The organism is Helicobacter didelphidarum (genome assembly GCF_003364195.1).
Taxonomy (GTDB): domain Bacteria; phylum Campylobacterota; class Campylobacteria; order Campylobacterales; family Helicobacteraceae; genus Helicobacter_A; species Helicobacter_A didelphidarum.
Window position 1 is genome coordinate 61,716 of the sequence record NZ_NXLQ01000010.1, and the last position, 6,000, is coordinate 67,715.

Annotated in this window: 4 protein-coding genes; 3 read left to right on the forward strand and 1 reads right to left on the reverse strand. The window is 29.6% G+C overall.

Annotated features, from left to right (window positions below; genetic code table 11):
• The first annotated feature begins 264 nt into the window (after window positions 1–264).
• Together CQA53_RS05845 and CQA53_RS05850 are read left to right on the forward strand one after the other, a co-directional pair.
• Window positions 265–1,434, forward strand: a complete 1,170-nt coding sequence (locus tag CQA53_RS05845) for a glutathionylspermidine synthase family protein (protein WP_115543090.1) — start codon at window positions 265–267, stop codon at window positions 1,432–1,434.
• 90 nt (window positions 1,435–1,524) lie between these two features.
• Window positions 1,525–3,804 carry a mechanosensitive ion channel family protein gene (locus CQA53_RS05850; RefSeq protein ID WP_115543091.1) on the forward strand — a complete coding sequence of 760 codons (2,280 nt, stop codon included), beginning with the start codon at window positions 1,525–1,527 and terminating at the stop codon, window positions 3,802–3,804.
• A 354-nt stretch (window positions 3,805–4,158) separates the two neighbouring features.
• Here the strand turns inward: CQA53_RS05850 and CQA53_RS05855 are convergent, their stop codons facing one another.
• Window positions 4,159–4,716, reverse strand: a complete 558-nt coding sequence (locus tag CQA53_RS05855; protein ID WP_115543092.1) for an LPP20 family lipoprotein — start codon at window positions 4,714–4,716, stop codon at window positions 4,159–4,161.
• Between the two features lie 107 nt (window positions 4,717–4,823).
• Between CQA53_RS05855 and purU the strand changes: the two genes are divergently transcribed.
• A complete protein-coding gene (gene purU / locus CQA53_RS05860; protein WP_115543093.1) occupies window positions 4,824–5,657 on the forward strand; it encodes a formyltetrahydrofolate deformylase in 834 nt (277 codons plus the stop codon).
• The last annotated feature ends 343 nt before the right edge of the window (window positions 5,658–6,000 follow it).

Consider the following 6,000-nt stretch of genomic DNA (forward strand, 5'->3'; position numbering starts at 1 on the left):
ATAAATTTATCAAGTTGCTCTATATCCAATCAGAATAAAAGTTGATATAGCTATCAAAACTACTCAGTCACCTTATCAATTTTTTGAAAACTTTTTCTTGTGAGATAAACAATCAAGCCATCCCCTGAATTGTAATTTTGTATCAAGATTCTAAAAAAACTATGTTTATTAAATCATATTCAATATAATTCTATGATAATTTTAATATTGTATTTGCAACTTTTCAAACAATATAAATCATTTTAGTATTTCACAAGGAGTTTTATGCAGATTACCCAATTAAAACCTTTTCATAAAGAAGAATTTGAACAAATTGGTTTAGAGTGGCACACAGATCCGGATAATACAGATTATATTACTAATGAGCTTATTCATATTAGTGAAGTTGAAGCTGAAACCTACTACGAAGCATGCAATGAACTTTATGATATGTTTGTTGAAGCAGCTCAATATGTTATTGATAATAATTTATTTTATGAGTTAGATATACCAAATAGCTTAGTGGATACAATTGTGCAAAGTTTTAATGAAGATGTACATTGGCACATTTATGGTAGATTTGATCTTGCAGGAGGACTTGATGGAAGCCCTATTAAACTTCTAGAATTCAATGCTGATACACCGACAATGCTTTATGAGACATCAGCGGTGCAATACGCTTTATTGAAAGCAAATGGTTATGACGCTAACGCTCAATTCAATAATGTTTATGAAGTAATCTCACAAAATTTTAAACGACTCATTACGCTTAGTGATGATGTAAGTAATTTTGATGAAGTGTATGAAGGCTGGAAAATTCTTTTTTCGAGTATTCGTGGGAGTGCTGAGGAGGATAGAACCGTTAAATTCTTGCAAGACATGGCAAATAATGCTGGACTTGTAACGGATTTTTGCTATGTTGATGAAGCGGAGTTAAGTTCCACAGATGGTGTATTTTTTAATGGACAGAATTTTGAATTTTGGTTTAAGCTTATTCCTTGGGAAAATATTGCTATTGATGAACCAGAGCTAGCCTTAATCTTGAATGATATTATAGCAAACCAAAAAGCCATTATCTTAAATCCTGCATATACAGCACTCTTTCAGAGTAAGCGAATTTTAAAGATTCTATGGGATTTGTTCCCAAATCACCCATTATTACTTGAAACAAGCTACAATCCTCTAGGCAAAAAACAAGTCAAAAAACACGCTTTTGGTAGAGAGGGTGCAAATGTCAGTATTCTTGATTCTCGAGGGCAACCCATAAATAGTAAAGATGGTGAATATGCAAACCATAAAGCAATTTATCAAGAGTTTTATCCGTTAAATACACAAAGTGGTTCATTTTATCAAGCAAATGTTTTTTTTGCATACGAATCTTGCGGTTTAGGTTTTAGAAAAGGTGGTGAAATTATGGATAATTACTCTAAATTTGTAAGTCATATTATTCAATAGGATTCATCATTTTTTTGTTGCAAGATTCTATTGAATTAAAATATTTTATATTCATTATTGAAAAAATTAAAAAACAAAACAAGGAGTGCTATGAATATTACAAAAAGAAAGAGTATCTTTGCTCAAGTAGAAAATTTTAAAAAAGATTATAAAATAAATATTTTAAGACAATGGCTACATATATGTTATTTCTCTATATCTTATTACACCGCTTTCCTTTCTTCATCTTTACACTCTATACAAAAAAGATTCTATTATTGTATTCATCAAGCTATTCAGAAGTTATCATTTATTTTTCCAAAATATTCTCTAAAGCGAATGACAACAAGTATGAGACTGCTCCTTGCTTTGAGCTTGTGTGTATTAACTTTTACCACAAATCTATATGCTCACAATACGACAACACAAGTAGCAGAATCAAATAAAAAATTCATCTTGCACCATACAAAAAATGGGGCAGATTTTGAAGAAAGTTTTGATTTTATTATTGATTCTCTCATAAAAGTTAACTGGTTATTGCGTTTTGTTAAAGAGCAAGATTTATCTACGATTACTATTGAATCTGATAAAGGTTTGACTGATAATACCATTGAAGATACCAATCAAACAATAGATTCTCATACTCAAAATATTAATCACGAATCAATTCCAAATATAGCAAACCTTAAATATCTTGATGTAGAAGAATTAAAAGAAACAAAAAACATTATGCTCCAATCATTGCCTGTGCATATTATCAATAACAAAAAACCAATTGTTTTCAATGCTGCAAATAATGTTACTGAATATAAAAAACAAGAGATAGTTTTTAATGAATCAAATATTTTACATAATGATTTCCTCGCTATGCGGACTAATCTTATTATGCAGGATTTAAATGCACAAAAGATATTTTTTACCACAATTGACTTATTACGCAAACAACTTGATTTCTTTTCAGAGCAAACAAAAGCAAAGGATATTCTCAATCCGGCTATTATAAAACTTAAAGAACTTCCAAATAAATTTGATATTGCACAATCATTACCAAACAAACAACAAAAGATTCTAAAAGAACAGGAAAATCGCTATTTAAATACACTTGCAAGTTATATTGAAATCCTTTCTTATCTTGAATTAAAATCTGTTGAATTAGTGCCACAAAATACAATATGGAATCTTACTGTGCAATGGATATTAGATGAAGTTGCTAGTATTATTCCTATTAATTATTCAAATCTTATTGTTGCAAAAATTATAGTTTCAATCCTTTTATTTTTGATTCTTTGGGTATGGCGTAAATTAATTGCAAAAGTTATTATGTATTTTATGGATTTTATCGTGCATATTTCAAAGCAAGATAAGAATTTACATACACAAATTCAAAAACAAATCCTAAAGCCAATTTCTTTGTGGTTGCTTGCATGGAGTATTAATGTAAGCATTGAAATCTTATATTATCCGACCTTAGAACCAGAGCGTATAGCAAATTGGTTTTCAATCTTTTATGTGATTAATATCGCATGGCTTTTTATTGTAATTGTTAAAAGTTACGGTGTTGCACTTATTGATTCTATTGCACAGAAATCAAATGATGGTTTTAGACGCGAGATTATTAACTTGATTCTAAAGATTTTTTATAGCATTATTATAATTATCACGATTTTAATTATACTCAAAAAGCTAGGATTTAATGTTTCTGCCATTATTGCTTCTCTTGGTTTAGGAGGTCTTGCAGTTGCACTTGCTATTAAAGATATATTAGCGAATTTCTTTGCTTCAGTCATGTTGTTGCTTGATGATTCTTTCTCACAAGGAGATTGGATTACATCAGGAAATATTGAAGGAAGTATAGTTGAAATTGGTTTGCGTCGCACAACAATTAGAACAGTTGATAATGCACTCTTATTTGTGCCAAACTATGAACTTACAGGTAAAGCAATCAAGAATTGGAATCGCAGAAAAGAAGGACGCAGAATAAAAATAAGTGTGGGTGTAACCTATGATGCAACTCCAGAAAAATTGCAACTTTGTGTTAATAAAATTACAGAAATGCTAAAAAATCATCCAGAAATTGCAACAGAAACTAATCGTTCTGCAATACTTGATGAAGCCGACCATCGACTTGCGTTACGACAGAATATCATCTCTATTGATGATTTTTTAGGGTATAAAAATAGCATGTATGTATGTGTCGAAAGTCTTGCGGATAGCTCGATTAATATTTTGATAGATTGTTTTAGCAAGAGTGTTGGTAAGGCAGATTTCTTGCGTGTACAAGAAAATATTATTTTTAAGATTATGGATATTGTAAAGGAATGTGAATTAAGCTTTGCTTTCCCAAGTCAAAGTGTCTATGTAGAAAATCTCCCACCATTTAAGAATGTATGAATTGCTCTTTATAGTAATTCAATTTCAAACAACAATGCTTTTCTTGCATAAATAAGCTAGATTGAGAGTCTAAACTTATTTTCTCTATCTAAAAAGAAATTGGAGTAACTCACTATATTAAATCAATGAAGCGAAAAAGATTTTGAATATTTTTCTCTATATCATTCTAAAGCAAAACCTATATAAGCTTAAAAATTTATCTAAAAATTATTTATTCAAGATTCAATGGAGCATAAAATCCTTGAAAGATTAAGAATGAGTAAAAAATAAAACTTATGGGATTTGATGCTTTTATACAGGTAAAGTTAAAAGCACCTTTAATGAAAGAAAAATCATTTTTCTATTGGAAAAAACTTATTTTTTTAGCATTTCCTCTACTGTATCAGAAAGCTTTTTTGCCTTATCTGCATCGATATTCAACACTTGACTAGTATTTTTCATAGCATTCTCATAAGCCTCTTTATCCATTGATACAAGCACATAAAGTGTTTGTGGATTCGTGCTTTTATCAACCCATCTTTGCACCATTTCTGTTTTTTGTAGAGTTGCCTCTACTTTTTGTTTTGCTGCTTGTAAGCTATTTTCAGAAATCTTTAAACCATCACTTTGTGCCATATCTTTAATTGCTTGCTCTACGCCTGCACTTACACTTTGTGCAATTTGTATCCTCGCTTGCATAGTCGCCTGGTTTGTCGCATAATTAATATTGCCATCTAAGAGTTTAGCTTGACCGACAGCTGCAATTAATGAATTTGCCGCTTCCTTAGCCGCTTTCATATTATTTACCCATGCAGGTTCATCTTTATTTGATGTAAGCGGTTGTGCTTTATCGCCACCACAAGCTACTAAAAATGCTGCTAAAACACCTACACTAACAAATTTTCCCGCTGTTTTTAATACATCTGTTTTCATGAGAAACTCCTTAAAAATTACAAAATAATACTTTCTATTCTACAATAAAATGGTAAAATTATAACTAAAAAAATATATTTTTTATTTTTTTAGTTATAAGGGTAGAAATGAATAGACATATTCTTTTAATTAAATGTCAAGATACAAAAGGACTTGTTTTTAAGATTAGCTCGATTTTATTATTACATAATCTTAATATTGAACAAAATAATGAATTTGTTGATAAAGCACAAAATATATTTTTCATGAGAACCGAAATTAGCGGTGAGGTAGAAAGAGAGAAGCTACTTGCAGAAATCAAAGCATCTTTGCAATGTGAATCAGAGATTACACTTTGTAAGCAAGAGCAAAAATCTATCGTGATTTTTGCCACAAAAGAAAACCATTGTTTGGGCGATTTATTAATCCGACATAATAGTAGTGATTTAAATGCTAAGATTCTGGCAGTCATTAGCAATCATAACCATTTAGAATCTCTTGTAAATAAATTTGAAATCCCATATCATTTTATAGATTCAGAAAATATCCCACGAGAACAACACGAAGAACAGATAATCCATCTTTGCAAAACATTGCAACCCGATTTATTAGTTTTAGCAAAATATATGCGTATCCTTTCTGCACATTTTGTTGAATCTTTTCCCAATCAAATTATTAATATTCATCACTCTTTTTTACCTGCATTTATTGGGGCGAATCCCTATAAACAAGCACATGCAAGGGGTGTTAAAGTGATTGGTGCAACTGCTCATTTTGTGAATAATAATCTTGATGATGGTCCAATTATTTGTCAAGATACTATACAAATTAATCACACTTACACTTGGCAAGATATGCAAAAGGCAGGGCGAGATGTAGAAAAAGCTGTCTTGGCAAAAGCTTTAAATCTCGCTCTTGAAGAAAGAATATTTCTACATAATAATCGAACGGTTATTTTTTAGCTCTCAAATAAGCTTCCCAACATAAAATATTACATACTAAAGAGAATACAGATTAAATCACTTAATACTTATATATTACTGATAATTTAGAGAATCTATTTCTATTTAAGATTCTTAAATTACTTAACAATACTTTTGCTTCTTGATAGTAAAGTTGAAATATAACCGCTCTTTTTGTCCTGCAATCTTTATCTTTTATACAATAATTATTAATTCAATAAAAGCAAATAAACCATTTATCTGAAATTATTTACAAACAAAAAATTGAAAAAATCATTAATTTTTATAAAAAAAATTACAAAATAATAAGATAAAATATTCTAATAATAATTAAATATTATAT